This window comes from Streptomyces sp. NPDC002403, assembly GCF_053593015.1.
Map to the genome: position 1 here is coordinate 1 of NZ_JBSFBQ010000097.1, position 16,856 is coordinate 16,856.

At 73.4% G+C, this 16,856-nt stretch carries 16 protein-coding genes; 5 read left to right on the forward strand and 11 right to left on the reverse strand.

Annotation, left to right across the window (positions count from 1 at the left end; translation table 11 throughout):
* Positions 1–101: 101 nt before the first annotated feature.
* From ACWCPY_RS41500 to ACWCPY_RS41515, 4 genes are all read right to left on the reverse strand, one after another.
* Complete coding sequence (locus ACWCPY_RS41500; protein ID WP_451274139.1) at positions 102–545, reverse strand: VOC family protein; 444 nt, start codon at positions 543–545, stop codon at positions 102–104.
* A gap of 61 nt (positions 546–606) precedes the next feature.
* The gene (locus ACWCPY_RS41505) at positions 607–2,157 is read right to left on the reverse strand and encodes a 3-hydroxyacyl-CoA dehydrogenase (protein WP_451274141.1); all 1,551 of its coding nucleotides are present in this window, start codon (positions 2,155–2,157) and stop codon (positions 607–609) included.
* Between the two features lie 62 nt (positions 2,158–2,219).
* Positions 2,220–2,996 carry a CoA-transferase subunit beta gene (locus tag ACWCPY_RS41510; protein WP_451274143.1) on the reverse strand — a complete coding sequence of 259 codons (777 nt, stop codon included), beginning with the start codon at positions 2,994–2,996 and terminating at the stop codon, positions 2,220–2,222.
* A 44-nt stretch (positions 2,997–3,040) separates the two neighbouring features.
* Complete coding sequence (locus tag ACWCPY_RS41515; RefSeq protein ID WP_451274169.1) at positions 3,041–3,958, reverse strand: CoA transferase subunit A; 918 nt, start codon at positions 3,956–3,958, stop codon at positions 3,041–3,043.
* A 166-nt stretch (positions 3,959–4,124) separates the two neighbouring features.
* Between ACWCPY_RS41515 and ACWCPY_RS41520 the strand changes: the two genes are divergently transcribed.
* Together ACWCPY_RS41520 and ACWCPY_RS41525 are read left to right on the forward strand one after the other, a co-directional pair.
* Complete coding sequence (locus ACWCPY_RS41520) at positions 4,125–5,054, forward strand: LysR family transcriptional regulator (RefSeq protein WP_451274145.1); 930 nt, start codon at positions 4,125–4,127, stop codon at positions 5,052–5,054.
* A gap of 102 nt (positions 5,055–5,156) precedes the next feature.
* Positions 5,157–6,386, forward strand: a complete 1,230-nt coding sequence (locus ACWCPY_RS41525; RefSeq protein WP_451274147.1) for an acetyl-CoA C-acetyltransferase — start codon at positions 5,157–5,159, stop codon at positions 6,384–6,386.
* A gap of 144 nt (positions 6,387–6,530) precedes the next feature.
* Here the strand turns inward: ACWCPY_RS41525 and ACWCPY_RS41530 are convergent, their stop codons facing one another.
* From ACWCPY_RS41530 to ACWCPY_RS41545, 4 genes are all read right to left on the reverse strand, one after another.
* Positions 6,531–8,000: a sialate:H+ symport family MFS transporter gene (locus ACWCPY_RS41530; RefSeq protein ID WP_451274149.1), complete on the reverse strand. Its 1,470-nt coding sequence runs from the start codon at positions 7,998–8,000 to the stop codon at positions 6,531–6,533.
* 63 nt (positions 8,001–8,063) lie between these two features.
* Positions 8,064–8,744, reverse strand: coding sequence for an N-acetylmannosamine-6-phosphate 2-epimerase (locus ACWCPY_RS41535; RefSeq protein WP_451274151.1), 681 nt, complete (start codon positions 8,742–8,744; stop codon positions 8,064–8,066).
* Entirely contained in the window at positions 8,741–9,709 is a 969-nt protein-coding gene (locus ACWCPY_RS41540; protein ID WP_451274153.1) for an ROK family protein, read from the reverse strand. Before ACWCPY_RS41540 ends, ACWCPY_RS41535 begins: the two co-directional genes overlap by 4 nt.
* The gene (locus ACWCPY_RS41545; protein ID WP_451274155.1) at positions 9,706–10,665 is read right to left on the reverse strand and encodes a dihydrodipicolinate synthase family protein; all 960 of its coding nucleotides are present in this window, start codon (positions 10,663–10,665) and stop codon (positions 9,706–9,708) included. Before ACWCPY_RS41545 ends, ACWCPY_RS41540 begins: the two co-directional genes overlap by 4 nt.
* A gap of 152 nt (positions 10,666–10,817) precedes the next feature.
* Between ACWCPY_RS41545 and ACWCPY_RS41550 the strand changes: the two genes are divergently transcribed.
* Positions 10,818–11,516: a FadR/GntR family transcriptional regulator gene (locus ACWCPY_RS41550; protein ID WP_451274157.1), complete on the forward strand. Its 699-nt coding sequence runs from the start codon at positions 10,818–10,820 to the stop codon at positions 11,514–11,516.
* Positions 11,517–11,536: 20 nt separating this feature from the next.
* Here ACWCPY_RS41550 and ACWCPY_RS41555 read toward each other — a convergent pair whose 3' ends face one another.
* The gene (locus ACWCPY_RS41555) at positions 11,537–12,124 is read right to left on the reverse strand and encodes a TetR/AcrR family transcriptional regulator (RefSeq protein ID WP_451274159.1); all 588 of its coding nucleotides are present in this window, start codon (positions 12,122–12,124) and stop codon (positions 11,537–11,539) included.
* Between the two features lie 115 nt (positions 12,125–12,239).
* On the opposite strand from ACWCPY_RS41555, the gene ACWCPY_RS41560 reads away from it, so the two are divergent.
* Together ACWCPY_RS41560 and ACWCPY_RS41565 are read left to right on the forward strand one after the other, a co-directional pair.
* On the forward strand, positions 12,240–13,364 hold the full coding sequence (locus ACWCPY_RS41560; RefSeq protein WP_451274161.1) for an ABC transporter permease: 1,125 nt from the start codon (positions 12,240–12,242) through the stop codon (positions 13,362–13,364).
* Positions 13,361–14,053, forward strand: coding sequence for an ABC transporter ATP-binding protein (locus ACWCPY_RS41565; RefSeq protein ID WP_451274163.1), 693 nt, complete (start codon positions 13,361–13,363; stop codon positions 14,051–14,053). Before ACWCPY_RS41560 ends, ACWCPY_RS41565 begins: the two co-directional genes overlap by 4 nt.
* 10 nt (positions 14,054–14,063) lie before the next feature.
* Here ACWCPY_RS41565 and ACWCPY_RS41570 read toward each other — a convergent pair whose 3' ends face one another.
* Positions 14,064–15,245, reverse strand: a complete 1,182-nt coding sequence (locus tag ACWCPY_RS41570) for an FAD-dependent monooxygenase (RefSeq protein ID WP_451274165.1) — start codon at positions 15,243–15,245, stop codon at positions 14,064–14,066.
* Positions 15,246–15,353: 108 nt separating this feature from the next.
* The gene (locus ACWCPY_RS41575; protein ID WP_451274167.1) at positions 15,354–16,793 is read right to left on the reverse strand and encodes an exo-alpha-sialidase; all 1,440 of its coding nucleotides are present in this window, start codon (positions 16,791–16,793) and stop codon (positions 15,354–15,356) included.
* Between the last annotated feature and the right edge of the window lie 63 nt (positions 16,794–16,856).

Sequence of the window (16,856 nt, forward strand, 5' to 3'; positions counted from 1 at the left end):
GTCCCGCCCCATACCGGCCGTCCGCCCCCACCCGACCGTCCGTCCCGACCCTGACCGTTCGTACGGAGGAATTGTGAGACATCGCGTCACCCGACAGCCTCTCAGCCGTTGGCGGCGAACAACGACACCGAGCAGCCGTCCGGGTCGAGGACCGTCGCATAGCGCTGCCCCCACACCGCGTCCCACGGCTTCAGATGCCCCCGGTATCCCGCACCGGTCAGGTCCTCGTACACCGCGTCCACCTCCGCCGGGCTGTCGCACAGGAAGGCCAGTGAGAGGCGGTCCCCGCCGGCCGGTGCGGTCCATCCGGGGTCGAACGAGCGGATGACCTCCTCGGTGTCCCAGAGCAGCCGCTGCCCGCCCGGGAGCGTCACTTCGACATGGGGCGCGGATTCCGCACCGGCGGGGATGCCGAGGCCGAGCCGGCGGTAGAAGGTGAGCGATGCGGCCAGGTCCGCCGTGACGATGCCGATCGCGTCCATGCGTGGAGTCATGTCCCCGACCGTATGCCGGGTCCCGGCGCGGGTCTTGTACGAAACGGACATCCGCCGGGACGGGCGCTCACGGGGGTGCCGCGGGCGGCCGGCGGCACCCCCGTACGTGCCGCTACGAGGACGCCGCGCAGTCGGCGGGCGACGTGCCCGGGTCCGTCAGCGCGAGGCCGAGCAGGGCGCGCTCGGTGACCCAGCGGCTCGGGCGATGACGCGGATCGCCCGTGGTGCGGTGCAGGGCCCGGTGCAGCTCCAGCATCCGCTCCGCGCCGATCCGGTCGCCCCAGGCCAGCGGCCCGACGGGGTAGCCCAGCCCGGCGGTGACGGCCAGATCGATGTCGGCGGGGGCGGCGATGGAGCGCTCCGCGATGCCCGCCGCGACCGACACGATCGAGGCGAGCAGCCGCTGGGCGACCGAGCCCGCGGTGTCCCGCACCACCGAGACCGCCCACGGCTCGTCGCCCTGTGCCGCGCGGGCCAGCACCGCGCGGGCGTCGCGGGCGGCGGCCGGGTCCGCCGCCGGGGTCACGGCCAGCACCCGGCGCCGGCCGGCCGCGGGCAGCGGGTCCACGCCGAAGGTGCGGCCCGCGGGCAGGCCGTGCCCGGCGACCGCCCCGGCCACCGAGGTGCCCCAGACCGCAGCGAGCACCAGGGCATCGGCGGACGGACCGGTGCCGGTCTCGACGACGGCGCCCGCGGCGGTCAGCGCCGCCCGCAGCTCGGCCGCGTCCCGGTCCTGCCCCGCGGTGCCGTGGACGAAGACCGGGCGGTCCGCGTCGCCGGTGACCGGCGGCTCCGGGGCGGGGGCGGGCGCCTCGGGAGCGTACGCGTACCAGCCGTGCCCGGTCTTGCGGCCGTGCAGCCCGGCCGCCACCCGGTTCGGGGTGAGGTAGGAGGGGCGGAGCCGGTCCGCGTACCGGAAGCCCTGCCAGATCGAGTCGATCACCGCGGCCGTCACATCCAGCCCGGTGAGGTCCATCAGCTCGAACGGGCCCATCCGAAGGCCCAGGACATCGCGGGCGATCCGGTCGATGTCCGCCGGGCCGGCGACCGTCTCCTCCAGCAGCGCGAGCGCCTCGGTCACCAGACCGCGCCCGGCGTGGTTGACCAGGAAGCCGGGGGTGTCGGCGACGGTGACCGCGCGGTGGCCGCAGCTCTCGACGAGCGCGGTGAGGGCCGGCGGGATCTCCGGGCGGGTGGCAGCGCCGGGCACGACCTCGACGATCCTCATCAGCGGCACCGGGTTGAAGAAGTGCAGCCCGGCCAGACGCGTCGGGTCCTTCAGCGCCGCGGCGATCCGGGTGACCGACAGGGACGAGGTGTTGGTCGCGAAGACGGCCGTGGCGGGCAGCGCCCGCTCCAGCCTGCCGAAGACCTCCGTCTTGGTGCCGAGATCCTCCCGCACCGCCTCGATGACCAGCTCGACGTCCGGGCCCTGCGCCCACGGGTCGTCGAGCGGGACCAGCCGCGCCAGGGCGGCGGTGCGGTCCCCGTCGGACATCCGGCCCTTCTGGACCGCCCGTTCGAGCATGGACCGTACGAAGTCCACGGCGGCCGTCACGGCCTCCGTGCGCACGTCGCACAGCTCGACGGTGTGTCCGGCGGTGGCCGCCCACTGGGCGATGCCGCGGCCCATGGCCCCGGCGCCGACGATCCTGATACGCATGGCGGTTGCGGTCCTCTCGGCGTGTGACAGGTGATCGGTCCAAGGGGTGTACGGGACAGCCCTCAGCGAAGATAGACGCGGTCCGGGTCCACGTCCTCGCGCAGCAGCCGGAGTTCGGCCCCGGTCGGCGGCGGTACGGTCCCGACCGTGCCGGCCACCTCCAGCTCCCAGCCGGTGGCCGCCCGTACCTGCTCGACGGTGACACCGGGGTGGACGGCCACCAGCCTCAGCTCCTCGCCGATGCCCGCGCGGGCCAGGATGCCCAGTTCGGTGACGACCCGGGTGACGCCGGCACCCAGCGGACGGATGCCCTCGGCGAGCGCCCGGTCGGGGCCGGGTGTGGTGCAGAAGTCGAGGGTTCTCGGGAAGGAGCGCGGGTCGTGGCGGCGCATCACGACGAAGACCTCACGGGAGTTGGCCATCACCTCGATGCCGCCGCCCGAGCCGGGCAGCCGGACCGAGGGGCTGTCCCAGTCGCCGATCACGGACGTGTTGAGGTTGCCCCACCGGTCGATCTGCGCGGCGCCCAGGAAGCCCACGTCGATATGGCCGCCCTGGAGGACACAGCCGAAGAGCGCGGGCATCGACAGCACCGCCTCGGCACCGGTGATCAGGACCGCGTCGGCGATGGTCTCCGGCAGGTGCGAGGGGTGGGCGCCGCACACCCCGGACTCGTACACCACCTCGATCTGCGGGGCGACCGTCAGATGCGCCAGTTCGGTGGCGAGCGTCGGCAGGCCGATACCGGCGAACACGGTGCGGCGTGCGGCCAGTTCACGGGAGGCGACGACGGAGAGCAGCTCCGACGAGGTGACGGTGTCCGGTGCGGTGGTGGTCATGGGGCGTTCTCTCTCCTGTTCCGTCGCCGGTCCGTTCCGTCCGTTCACAGCCGCCGCCCGTAGTTCACCGGCCGGCTCAGCGCCTCGCCGACCGCCAGGCCCGCCCAGTACTCCTCACCGAGCTTGTCGACGTACTCCGCGTGGTCGGCCGTCCCGAGCACCCACTCGGCCAGCCACTCCCGGAGCCGCTGCGGGTCCTTGCCGATGTGCGACCAGGCGCGGTAGAAGGCGTTGTCCCGGTCGTAGTACCCCTGGGCGAAGGAGGGGTGGGCGCCGCGCGGACAGACGACGACCGCGTCGACCGCGTGGGCGGGGACGAGCGTGCGGTTGGGGTCCGAGCGGATCACCTCGTCGTCGACGATCTCCTCCACGACGACGATCGCCCTGTCCGCCGCGTACACCGCCTCGGCCTGGATGCCGGTCAGGCCCCAGATCTGGGTGTTGCCGCCGCGGTCGGCGCGCTGGGCGTGGATGATCGTCACATCGGGATTGACGGGCGGTACGACATAGATCTGCTCGGGCTCGCCGTCCGGGCCGGGATAGGGCGAAGCGACCTTGCGCAGATCGCTGTTGACGGACGGCAGATCGCTGCCTCCGTAGCTGCGCAGCGGGTGGAACGGCAGGCGCTGGGCGCCGGCCAGATAGCGGCAGATCATTCCGTAGTGGCTGTACTCCTCGAAGGCGAGCGGCGCCGGTTCGCCGGTCTCGACGCGGCGGCGCAGTTCGCCGAGCGACCCGGCGGAGGAATTGCCCACGAAGGAGGAGACCAGCCGCGACACACAGCCCGCGGCGATCATCTGGTCCACCACGATGTCCGCGGTCATCCGGACCACGGTGAGGTCGCGGCGGCCCTGGCGGATGATCTCGTGACCCGCGGCGGTCGGGACGAGATGGGTGAAGCCTTCGAGACAGACGGTGGCGCCGTCGTGGACGAAGGCGGCGACGGCCGCCTTCATCGACATCGACTTGTCTTTCCGGTCCGTCGTGGCCACGGTGCTCCTCCGGCTCTGCTGGCGTGTCCTGGGCAGGCGCGTCACCCCACCGTGTCAGCGGCCATTGATTGCTGTCCAATACCGAATTAAGGTCGCATCAAGACACTTGAGCAATGAATCGGCCGAAGGGGCGGGCATGGAGCTGCGTCACCTGTCCGCGTTCGTCGCCGTGGCCGAGGAACTGCACTTCGGACGGGCCGCGAAGCGGCTGCAGATGGCGCAGCCGCCGCTGAGCCAGCAGATCCGCCGGCTGGAGAAGGAGCTGGGCGTCCAGCTCTTCGAACGCAACACCCGGTCGGTGCGGCTCACCAGCGCGGGGGAGTCCTTCCTCCAGCCGGTACGGACCGTGCTCGACGATCTCGACGCGGCGGTGCGCGCCGCGAGGGCGGCGGGCCGCGGCGAGTACGGGCGGGTCACCCTCGGCTTCGCGGGCGCCTCCAGCCACGAGACGCTGCCGCTCCTCACCCGTGCCGTGCGCGCCGCCCACCCCGCTCTCGAACTGGTCATGAGGGGGCAGACCTACGCCAACGTCGCCCTCGACCGGGTCGCCGACGGCTCGCTGGACCTGGGGTTCGTCCGGCTGCCGGTGACCCGGCCGGGCGTGGCGTACCGGGTGGTCGACGAGGAGGAGCTGGTGTGCGCGCTGCCCTTCGACCACCCGCTCGCCAGGCTGGAGAGCGTCCCCGTCGGCGTTCTGGCCGAGGAGCACTTCGTCTCCTTCCCCGTCAACACCGGCTCCACCGTGCGCGACGCGATGGTCGGGGCCTGCGAGGCCGCCGGGTTCAACCCCCGGGTGGTCCAGGAGGCGCCGGACTCGTACACCATCCTGGCGCTGGTCGCCGCGGGCGTCGGGGTCACGCTCACCGTCACCTCCGTCCAGCACATCCAGCAGAACGGCCTCGTCTACCGGCCCCTGGCCGGCCCGCCGATCCGGCTCCAGGCGGCGCTGGCCTGGCGGGCCGACAATCCCTCCGCCGCGCTGCGGGCGGTGCTGGCGGTGGCGGAGGAGGCCCTGCCCACGCCGTCGCGCCCGGCCCGGGACCCGGCCTCCGCGAGCATGAACTGAGACGCGCCACGTCTTGAACCAGGGCGAACTGGATATTGGACCGACTCAGTCGCCGGGTGCAAGGGTCGGCGGCACACGCACTCGTCCCCGAAAGGTCACGCCGTGCCCGATCAGCAGCTCGATGTCGTCATCTGCGAACCACTGCGCACCCCCATCGGCCGCTTCGGCGGAGTGTTCGCACAGCAGACGCCGGCCGCGCTCGCCGCACGCGTCATCGCCGAGGTCGTGGCCCGTACCGGGATCGACCCCGCCGCCGTCGACGAGGTGATCCTGGGGCACTCCTACCCGTCGGCCGAGGCCCCCGCCATCGGCCGGGTCGCCGCGCTCGACGCCGGACTGCCCGAGACCGTCACCGGCTCCCAGGTCGACCGCCGCTGCGGATCGGGCCTGCAGGCCGTGCTCGACGCGGCGATGCAGATCCGGGCCGGATTCAGCGAGGTCGTGATCGCGGGCGGGGTCGACGTGATGAGCGGTGCCCCGTACTACACGCACGAGGGACGCTGGGGCATCAAGGGCCCCGGCCTCCAGCTCCACGACTCGCTGGCCCGGGGCAGGGTCACCGCGGGCGGCGCCAACCACCCCGTGCCGGGCGGCATGATCGAGACCGCCGAGAACCTCCGGCGCTCCTACGGCATCGGCCGCGCCGACCAGGACGCCCTCGCCCTGCGCTCCCAGCAGCGCGCCGGCCGCGCCGCGGCGGAGGGCCGGTACGACGCGGAGACCGTCCCCGTCACCGTACGCACCCGCGAGGGCGAGACCGTCGTCACCACCGACGAGCACCCCCGCCCCGACACCACCGCCGGACAACTCGCCGCGCTGCGCCCGGTCATGGCGAAGTCCGACCCGGAGGCGACCGTCACCGCGGGCAATGCCAGCGGCCAGAACGACGCGGCCGCCGCCTGCCTGGTCACCGGCGCGGCCACCGCCGAACGCCTCGGCCTCACCCCGCTGGTCCGGCTGGTCTCCTTCGCCCGTGCAGGGGTGCCCGCCGCCACGATGGGCATCGGCCCCGTCCCGGCGACCCGGGCCGCCCTCGAACGCGCCGGACTCACCCTCGCCGACCTCGACCTGATCGAGCTCAACGAGGCCTTCGCCGTCCAGGTGCTCGCCTGCACCCGGGAGCTGGGGCTCGGCGAGAAGGACCACGAGCAGCGCATCAACGTCAACGGCTCCGGCGTCTCCCTCGGCCACCCGGTCGGCGCCACCGGCGCCCGTATCCTCGCCACGCTCACCCGTGAACTGCACCGCCGCGAGGCCCGGTACGGCCTGGAGACCATGTGCATCGGCGGTGGGCAGGGCCTCGCCGCCGTCTTCGAGCGCATCGCGGCCTGACGTCCGCCCGGCGGGGGCGGTGGGACGCGTGGCGCCCACCGCCCCGGAGTTCGCTGCCGGCCGGTGGTGCGGAGACGCCCCGTGCCCTCGCCCCCGGACGCGATCGGTCCGCGACGGCCGGCCGCTCGCGCGATTCCCGTGGCGTCAGCAGGCGGTCGTCGTGCGTGAGGACCCGCCCCGCTCCGCAGCCGGCACCACCGCGAGATGGTCCCGCTCGGCATCCGGGTCGGTCAGCCGGTTCAGCCGGGCCGGTACGTCGAACCCGACCAGCAGCACCACGATCACCGTGCCCGCGAAGGTCAGCACCGCCAGCGCCTGCCCCAGATCCATCCCGGACGCCAGATGCGCCCCCAGCACCGGAGCCACCGCACCGCCCAGCGCCCCCACGTTGTACGTGAAGCCGAGCGCCGCGCCCCTGCTCTCCGTCGGGAAGTGCCCGCCGATGTAGCGGGGCAGCAGCCCCGAGATGCCGAAGCTGGTCGCCTGCAGCAGGAAGAGCAGGATGCCGAGCAGCAGGAGGTTGTCGTGCACGGCGAAGACCGGATAGACGAAGGCCAGCGAGGCGAGCAGCGTCAGCGCGTACGCCTTCTTCGCGCCGATCCGGTCACCGAGGAAGCCCGCGGTCCAGCAGCCGGCCATAGTCCCGAAGCCCGCGAAGTACAGGACGTCGGTGACCTGGTCGGTGGAGTAGCCGAGCTCGGTCTTCAGATACGTGGGCAGCAGTGCCTGGATCGGCCACGAGTAGAGGAACGCGAAGAACAGCGTCACGATCATCGACAGATACAGCACCCAGCCGCGCTTCCCGCCCATCTGCACGGCGATCGCGGCGAGCGCCAGCCCGGCGACCACCGAGAGCACGGGGACCATTCCGGCGCCGCCCGGGGTGAAGACCAGGAAGAGCGCGACGGTGGCGACGGCCACCAGGACCGTATTGACCACGGCCCGGCCCCGGCCCGCGAACAGCGGCCGGAACGGATTGGGCTTGGCGCCCTTGTCCCCGACGCTCTCCGTCCACTCCTCGGCCTCCGGCAGCGCCCGTCGCATCCACAGCGCGATGGCGATCGGTATCAGGCCGAGATAGAACATCCACCGCCAGCCGAGCGAGGGCACCACCCAGTTGTAGACCTGCGCGGCGAGCACCGAGCCGACGGAGAAACCGGAGATCAGGAAGCCGCTGGCCCGGCTGCGGAGCCTGGCGGGCCAGCTCTCCATGACGTACGTGGCGCTGGCGCTGTACTCACCGGCCATGCCCATGCCGATGGCGAGCCGGGCGGCGAACAGGCTCTGGTAGTTCCAGGCGAATCCGCAGGCGAAGGTGCCGAGCGAGTACAGCAGGATGCTCAGGACCATGGAGAGCTTGCGGCCGTACCGGTCGCCGATGGCACCGAGCACCGCACCGCCCAGCCAGCGGGTGATGAACGCACCGGAGATCAGGCTGGCGGCCTGCACCGTGCTCAGCCCGAAGTCGTCACTGATCTCGGTGAGCACGAGAGTGATCAGCACGAAGTCGAAGCCGTCGAGGACGTAGCCGATCCAGGCGGCGAAGAACGACTTCCACTGGGTACCGCTCACTTCTCGGTACCAGGGGAGCTTGGCGGGTGATGTGGTCTGCACGGTGACTCCAGGATGCGGGACGGCGCTCGTCGTTGAGCGGCCGGCCCGCGTGGTGGGGGAAGGTCAGGGCCGGGCGATGCCCGCGACGAATCGGGCGGTCAGGGCGGTGGGTGCCGTGATGGCGGTACCGACGACGACGCTGTGGGCGCCGCGTGCCAGGGCTTCGGCGGCTTCCCCGGGGGTGTTGATCCGGCCCTCGGCGACCACCGGGACGTCGATCGCGGCGGCGAGTTCGGCGACCAGCCCGAGATCGGGGCCGGTCTGCTCCGGGGTGCCCGGCACATAGCCGGAGAGGGTGGTGGAGACGAAGTCCGCGCCCTGCCCGGCCGCCGCGACGCCCTCGGCGAGCGTGGCGACATCGGCCATCACCAGGGCGCCCGCCCCGTGCACCGCCGCGACCAGCTCGGCGAAGGTGGAGCCGTCGGGGCGCGGCCGGTCGGTGGCATCGGCGGCGACGACATCGGCGCCGGCCTCGACGATCGCCAGGGCGTGCCGGACGGTCGGGGTGATGTAGACGCCGACGTCGCCGTCCTTCCACAGGCCGATGACCGGAAGGTCCACGGCCTCGGTGATCGCGGCGACGACCTCCGGCTCGTTGGCACGGATCGCGGCGCCGCCTCCGGCGACGGCCGAGCGGGCGAGCCGGACCAGGGTGCCGGTCTCCCGCATCGGGTCGCCGGGGGGTGCCTGGCAGGACACGATCAGCTTGCCCCGGAGGGAGGCGGCCAGTTCCTGAGCGGTCATCGAAGGACTCCCGGGTGGTGGAGGGGAAGTGTGGTGGTCAGGGCGGCGGCGCCGAGCACCGCCGCGTCGGCGCCGAACAGGGGTGCCCGGGGCACGAGGTCGCGCAACGGCGGCATCAGCTCCGCGGTGAAGGCGGCGGCCAGGGCGTCCCCGTACAGCGGGCCGATCCGCGGCACACCGCCGCCGACGACGACCCGGTCGGGCCCCAGCGCGTTGGCGAGCCCGCCGAGCACCTGGCCGGTGGCGGCCGCGCCGGTGGTGATGGCGAGGACGGCCGCCGCGTCGCCCTGCCCGGCGCGGGCGGCGACGGTTTCGAGCCGGTCCACGGGGGCGCCGGTCAGCCGCTCGTAGTGGGCGGCGATGCCGGGCCCGGAGGCGATGACCTCCAGATGCCCGGCGGCCCCGCAGGTGCAGGGCAGTCCGGCGGCACCGGGGCTGGGCAGATGGCCGAGATGGCCGGCGAGCCCGGCGGCGCCGTGCAGCATCCGCCCGTCGACGGCGATCGCGCCGCCCACCCCTGTACCGACCGCCACGAACAGCAGCGATCCGCGTCCCGGGTGCCGGGCGGTCAGGGCAGCGAGCTCCGGCCCCGCCGTGGCGCGTACGTCGTTGTCGCAGGCCACCGGGTACCCGGTGCGTTCGGCGAGGCCGGCGCCCAGGGCGGTGCCCGCCCAGCCGCGGATGGAGTCGGTGGCGCTGGTGACCATGCCGGTACGGGGATCGACGACACCGGCCGCCGCGACGCCGAGCGCCGTGGCCAGCCGCCCCGGATCGACGGCCGCGGCGGCCCCGGCGAGTGCGTCCAGCACGGCCGCCGCGCCGTCGCGGGCCGGGGTGGGCCGGGTGTGCCGGGACAGGACCGTGCCGTCGGGGCCGAGGAGCGCGGCGGCGATCTTCGTACCGCCGAGGTCGAGCCCGATCACCGCGGTACCCGTTCCGGCGGACGGCCGGGAGCTCCCGCTCATCGGACCGGCGGCAGGCCGGCGGCGCGCAGGCGCCGGGAGACCAGGGCGACGGACTCGGCGCTCAGCCGGATCTGCGGGAAGGCGGTGTCGCCGCAGTCGATGACGCCGAGCAGCTGGAGCGCCGCCTTGAAGGAGCCGAGCGCCGAGGAGCTGCGGCCCATGTCCGCCTCCGGGCCCGCGTCGACCATGGCGAACAGCTCGACGAGCCGCTCCTGCTCTTGTGCGGCCAGCTCCCAGTTCCCGGCCCGCGCGGCGTCGTAGAGCCGTACGTAACCGGCCGGGTCGACATTGCCGATGCCCGGCACGACACCGTCGGCCCCGGCCAACAGGGCGGCGTCCACGGTGAGTTCGGAACCGGTGAGAATGCTGAAGCGGGGCGCCGGGCCGTTCGCGCGGCCCTCGCGGCCGCCCAGCGCGACGATCAGGCGGCGCAGTCCGCCCTCGTCGCCGCTGCTGTCCTTGAGGCCGGCCAGCGTGCCGTCCTCGGCGAGCTCGCGCACCAGCGCGGGGGAGAGCTTGCTGTGCACGGCGACCGGGATGTCGTACGCGAACAGCGGCAGGTCGACGGCCGAGCGCAGCCGCCGGAAGTGCTGGGCGATCTCCTTGCCGTGGGTGCGGGTGTAGAACGGCGCGGTCGCGACCAGGGCGTCCGCGCCCAGTGCGGCGGCGGAGCGGGCGTGCTCGACGACCCGTGCGGTGGTGGTGTCGATGACACCGGCCAGCACCGGAACCCTGCCGTCGGTCACGTCGACCACGGTCTCCAGCGCCGTGGCGCGCTGCTCGTCGGTGAGGTACGCGACCTCGCTGGTGGACCCGAGCGCGAACAGCCCGTGCACACCGCCGCCGATGAGGTGGTCGACGAGCCGGGCGAGGGACGCGGTGTCGACCTCCCCCCGGGGGTCGAGCGGGGTGCAGACCGGCGGGACGACGCCGTGCAGCGGTGCGGTGAGGGACATGGTGAGGGCTCCAGCTCGGTCGATGCACCGATCCGTGGCCCGAGACAGCTGCACGGATCGAGACGTGAGACGTAAGATGTCCTATGTCTGACTCACCATAAACGGATGCTCCTGTGACCGGTCAAGGGGCAATCGCACCTCGGGAGGATGTTGTGGCGCGCCCCACCATGGCTCAGGACATAGAGCGCCGGCTCAAGGAACTGATCCTGGAACGCAGACTCGGCCCCGGTGACGCGCTGCCCACCGAGGCGGAGCTGATGGAGCTCTTCGGGGCCGGCCGGGTGTCGGTGCGCGAGGCCCTCAAGGCGCTCCAGGCCGTCAACGCCGTGGAGATCCGCCGCGGCTACGGCACCTTCGTCGGCTCGCTCTCCCTCTCGCCCTTCGCCGAGGGGCTCGCCTTCCGGGCCGCCGTACGCCACCGGCGGGGCGAACCGGGTCTCTTCGAGCTGATGAAGGTGCGGGAGGCGCTGGAGGCCGGCCTGGTCGGCGCGGTCACCGCCGGGATTCCCGGCGAGGACCTCGGCGTGCTGCGTGGTCTCGTCGCGAGGATGGAGGACGAGGCCCGCGACGGCGGCCGGGTGGCGCGCGGCACCGACCGCGCCTTCCACCTCGCGCTCTATGCCTCGCTCGACAACCACCTGCTCAGCGAGGTGCTCGACGCCTTCTGGGCGGCCATGGACCGGGTGCGCGAAGACCTCGACGACGGCCATCAGGACCCGCTGGCCACCTGCGCCCAGCACCGCGAGATCGTCGAGGCGGTCGCGGCGGCCGACGGCGAACGCGCGGTACGCGCCATGCGCACCCACTTCGACGGCATCCGCACCCGCCTGGAGCCGTCACCGGTCCCGTAGCCGGCGCGTCCGCCGGTTCCTCACCCCGGGATCGCCCCGGTGATCGCGGTGACGGCCATCCGGACCGCCCGGTCCGTCACCGCCCGGGGGTCGTCGCCGTTCTCGATCGCCGTCGTGGCCGCGTTGACGATTCCCTGGAGGAGCAGCGCCGTACGCCGGGGGTCCTCCTCGCCCAGCTCGCCCAGCGCACCGGTCAGTGGGGTGAGCAGCTCCCGGTGGACCCGCGCCGCGCTCTCCCGCACCACTGCCGCGTCGCGCACCGCGGCCAGTGCCCGGGCGATCCGGTGCTCGCCGCCGCGCACCAGCTCCAGCTGGGACGACACATAGGCGGCGATCTTCTCCTCGGGCGTACCGGCCGCCGACATCCCGGCCCGGATGGCCTCCGTCCAGCGGGGCATCGCGTCCTCGACGACCGCGGCGAGCAGCTCGGGGCGGCCGGGGAAGTACTTGTACACGCTGTTGCGGGCGAGGCCCGTGGCCCTGGCGACCGCGGTGAAGGTCACGGCCTCCGCGTCGCCGCCCTCCAGCAGCGCACGGGCCGCCCGCACCAGGGCCAGCCGTTGCTGGGCGTGGTGCTCGGCGACCGTGGCGGCACTGATCCTTGGCACCGGCCCAGTCTAGAAGCCCCGGCGTACTACCGACCCCCACTTGGGGACGCGGCGTCCCCATCATCTATGTTGGCGACACACCGTCTCTAACATCGATCCATCGAAGGGAACCGCCGTGTTCCTCGCTCTGCTGGAGCTGCGCGCCGCCCGAGGGCGCTTCCTGCTCATGGGGTCCGTCGTGGTGCTCGTCGCCGCGCTCGTCGGCATCGTCTCCGGCTTCACCACCGGCCTGGGGGACGACACCGTCTCCGCGCTGCGCCGCCTCCCGGCCGCGCAGCTGGTCTTCTCCTCGGACGCCCGGTCCGACCAGTTCGCCCGCAGCCTCCTCGACGAGAAGACCGCTGCCGCCTGGCGCGCGGACGCGGACACCGACGCGACCCCGCTGGGCGTCTCCATCACCCGTGGCACGACGAACCGGGGCGCCGAGGTCGACCTCGCCGCCTTCGGCGTCGAGCCCGGCTCCTTCCTCGACCCCTCGGCCACCGACGGCGACGGCCTCGCCGGCGCGGCGGCGGACAGCATCGTGATGTCCGCCAAGCTCGCCGACGAGGGAGTACGCGTCGGCGACACCCTCGTCATCGACCGGCTCGGCATCGAACTGCACGTGATCGGGCTGACCGAGCGTTCCAGCTACGGCCATGTGCCCGTCGCCTACGTCCCGCTGAAGACCTGGCAGCGCATCCGCTTCAGCACCCCCGGCGCCCCGGCCTCCTCCGCCGCCGCGATCCCCGGCCAGTTCAGCGCCCTGGCCCTGCGCACCCCGCCGGCCGGGACCTCCGCCGCCACTCTCGACAAGCGGCACTCCACCACCACCCTCACCAAGGAGGAGGCGTACGAGGCGGCCCCCGGCTACACCGGCGAGCGCGTCACCATGAGCTCGATCCAGGTCTTCCTCTTCTTGATCGCCCCGCTCGTGGTCGGCGCCTTCTTCGCCGTGTGGACCGTGCAGCGGCAGCCCGAACTCGCCCTGCTGCGGGCCATGGGCGCCTCCCGCCGGCGGCTGCTCGCCCACACCGTGCTCCAGGCGGCCCTGGTCGTCGTCCTCGGCACCGCGGGCGGCGCCGTGCTCGCCGGAGCGGTCGGGCTGCTGGTCGGCGAGAAGGTGCCGTTCAGTCTGCCCGCCACCACCCTCGCCGCCACCATGTGCACCGTCGCGGCCGTCGGCCTCGCGGGCACCGCCCTGACCCTGCGCCGGGTGACGAAAGCCGACCCGCTGACCATGCTGGGAGCCAACCGATGAGCCTCGAACTGTCCGGCGTCACCGTGGAGTTCGGCCGGGCCGACGCCCGTACCACCGTCTTCGACGACCTCGACGTCACCTTCGAACCCGGCCGCATGACGGCCCTCGTCGGCCCGTCGGGCTCCGGGAAGTCCACACTGCTCGCCGTCGCGGGCGCGCTGCTGCGGCCCACCGCCGGGCAGGTCCTGCTGGACGGCGAGGATCTCGCCGGGCTCTCCGACGCCCGGCGCGCCGAGGCCCGCCGCGAACGGATCGGTTACATGTTCCAGAGCGGCAATCTGCTCTCCGGATTGACCGCCGTCGACCAGCTGCTCGCCGCCGTGTACATCAGTGCCGGGCGCCCCCGCGCGCACCGCTCCCGCGCCGGGGAGGCCCTGACCCGGGTGGGCCTGGGCCATCGCCTGCGCCACCGCCCCGAACAGCTCTCCGGCGGCGAACGCCAGCGCGTCGCCCTGGCCCGTGCGCTCTTCCTCTCCCCGAAGCTGCTGCTGATCGACGAACCGACGGCGGCCGTCGACCGCTCGCAGGCCGGCGAACTGGCCGCGCTCCTCGCCGAACGCACCCGCCAGGACGACTGCGTCACGGTCGTCGCCACGCACGACCCGGCCGTGGCGGAGGCCGCCGACCGGGTCGTGGACATGGCCGCGCTGACCGCCCGGGCGGCCCCGCCCGCACGGCCCGGCCACTGACCCCGCCCGGTCACCGCTGCCGCTGGACGCTGCCGTACAGATAGCTGTCGTCGCCGTCCAGCGCGGCGCGGCTCAGCGCCTCCACCTGGGCGGGTCCCATCGCGGGCCAGTCGGGCGTGTTCCCGACCAACGCGCGCCCCAGCCTGCGGCCGAGGCCGACCAGGCGGGCCCCCTCGGCGGAACGCTCGTCCGCGTACCGGCGCAGGGCCTCGGCCGCCGAGGAGGAGGCGCGCAGCGACCGTTCCAGGCACAGCGCGTCCTGGAGTGCCTTGACCGCCCCGCTCGCGGTGTGCGGCCGGGTCACGCTCGCCGCGTCGCCCGCCAGCAGGAAGGGGGGTTCCGCCGCCCGGGGCACCACGAAGTCGGCGACCGGGTGGAGCGCCTGGGCGGTGTGCTCGCCCCGGGCGACGATGTCGGCCCACTCCGCGGGGAAGTGCTCCTCGGCGATGTGCCGCACGTAGGCGGTGGAGACCGGGAGGTCGGCGGCCGGAGGAGAGGAGTAGACGGCGTACGCCAGCAGACGCGAGCCCTCGGCCGCCCCCGGGATCAGGTAGAAGACACCGTGTCCGCCGGGGAAGCCCAGGGTGACCCAGGCGCTCTCCAGCATCGTCAGCTGCTCCGGATGGGCACGGAGGGCGGCGGCCGGGATCGTGCCCCGCCAGACCCGATACCCGGCGGGAACCGGCCGCACCCCGGGCGCGAGCGCGTCGCGGGTCACGGAGCGGTGCCCGTCCGCCCCGACGACGATGTCGTATTCCCGCTCGCCTGCCGCCGTACGGATCAGGGCGCCGCCGGAGGCCGTACGCCCGACGGAGCCGACGGGCCGCCCGCGGTGGTAGGTGCCGTCCCCGGCGCGGGCGCGCAACGCCCGCCACAGCAGACCCCAGTTGCACGCCGTCACCGGGGCCTGCTGCCGTGCCAGCTCGCGTGCCGACCGCCGTCCCGGCTCCCGGGCGAGCCAGACCCGGGTGGCGACCGGTGCCGTCGGCATGTCCGAGCCCAGATACCCGTCCGCGACCAGCTCCTGATGGAGCGGCGGGGGGATGACGATGCCGAAACCCCGGTCCTGCAACGCGCCGTCGCTGCGCTCGTGGACGGTGACGTCCGCCCCGGCCCGCGCGCCCGCGATCGCCATGGCGCAGCCGGCGATGCTGCCGCCGACCACCCCGATGCGTAAACCCGTCACTGCCACCGTGCCACCGCCTGTTCCGACGCTCCGGGAGGTGCTGGAGCCCCCATCGTCGCACCCGTGCGCGGCAGGTGCGGGACAGGACGCGGCGCCTCCCGGAGGGCCGGGCCGCTACGGGGTCACGGTCACCGTCGCGCTGCCGGACGCCTGCTTGCCGCTCGCCCGGTACGTGGCGGTGAGCGCGACGCTGCCCGAGGCGCCCGCGGCGACCGTCACCGGGACCTTCACATTGGCGCCCTGGCCCGGGTTGAGCGCCGGGACGACGACCTGGCCCGTCGTCCATCCGCCGGGCACGGTGAGATCCATGGTGCCCCGGTCACGTCGTACGTCCATCCGGTTGACCACCCGCACCGTCACCTCGGCGCCGGTTCCGGCCCTGAGCGTCGCGGGCGGGGTGATCGTGATGTCGGCGCAGGTGCCGCCGAGCCACTTCAGGTCGAAGGACGCGTAGGTGATGTGCTGGTAGTCGGCCCGCTCGTAGAGGAGCCCGAGGCGGCCGTCCGCGAGCCGGGTCAGTGTCGAGTAGGCCGCGGCGCCCGGGTCGACGACCTTCCGGATCGGCCAGGTCTTCCCGTTGTCGCAGGACATCTTCACGGTGAGGTTGCGCCGTGCCGAGGCGTCCTCCGTGTTGCTGAACAGCAGCCACGAGGACTGCGGGTCCGACGGTGCGGCATCGGGGGCGTACCGCATCACCGAGGCGTTGTTCGCCGGGTCGGTGAGCTGGGTGTCCTGGGCGAACGGGGTGTAGTTGACCCCGCCGTCGGTGGAGTACGCGACCGTCCGGTACGGCTTCGAGCGGTTGTTGAGCATGACCCTGCCGTCGGACAGCTCGACGGTCTTGTTCTCGTCGCCGCCGGGGCCGACCGGATTGCCCATCCTCCATGTCTCGCCGTGGTCGTCGCTGTAGGCGCTCGCCGCGTAGTTGGCGCCGTTGACGCGGACGGCGTACTGCTGGATCAGCCGGCCCTTGTACGGGCCCCGGCGCAGCTGGATGCCCTCGCCGGAGGCCGCGAACATGCCAGCCCAGGCAGGGTCCTTGATCTGCCGGGTGATACGGCGATGGGTCCAGGTCACCCCGTCGTCGTCGGAGTAGCTGTAGTCGGCCTGGAGGACGTTCGGGTCGGTCTCGTCGTTGCCGGTGCCCGATCCGAAGAAGCCCTGGTTCACCGAGGCCGCGTAGAACAGGAAGATCCGGCCGGTGGTGCGGTCCACGAGCAGGCTCGGGTCGCCGTAGCCCTTGGGCGCGGCATCCGCGCGGACCACCTGCTGCGGCTGCCAGGTCACACCGCTGTCGGTGCTGCGGCGCAGCACGACGGAGATGTTGCCCGGCAGGTCGCCGAGGGTGGGGCGGGCGTCGTAGGCCGCGAGCACCGTGCCCTTGACGGAGGTGGTGAGTGCCGGGATGCGGTAGTGGGGCGAGCCCGCCCCGTCGACGGTGAGGTCCTGCGAGGTCAGCTGACCGGGGGCGGGGGAGGCGCCGTGGGCGGTGCCGGTCGCGGTGACCACCAGCAGGGCGGCGCTGAGCAGGGCGACGGAGACTTTTCGCTGCATGGACGATCTCTCTTCTCGGCCAACTGCTGTGCGACGACGGCCTCCTGATTCTCCGCCAGGGCA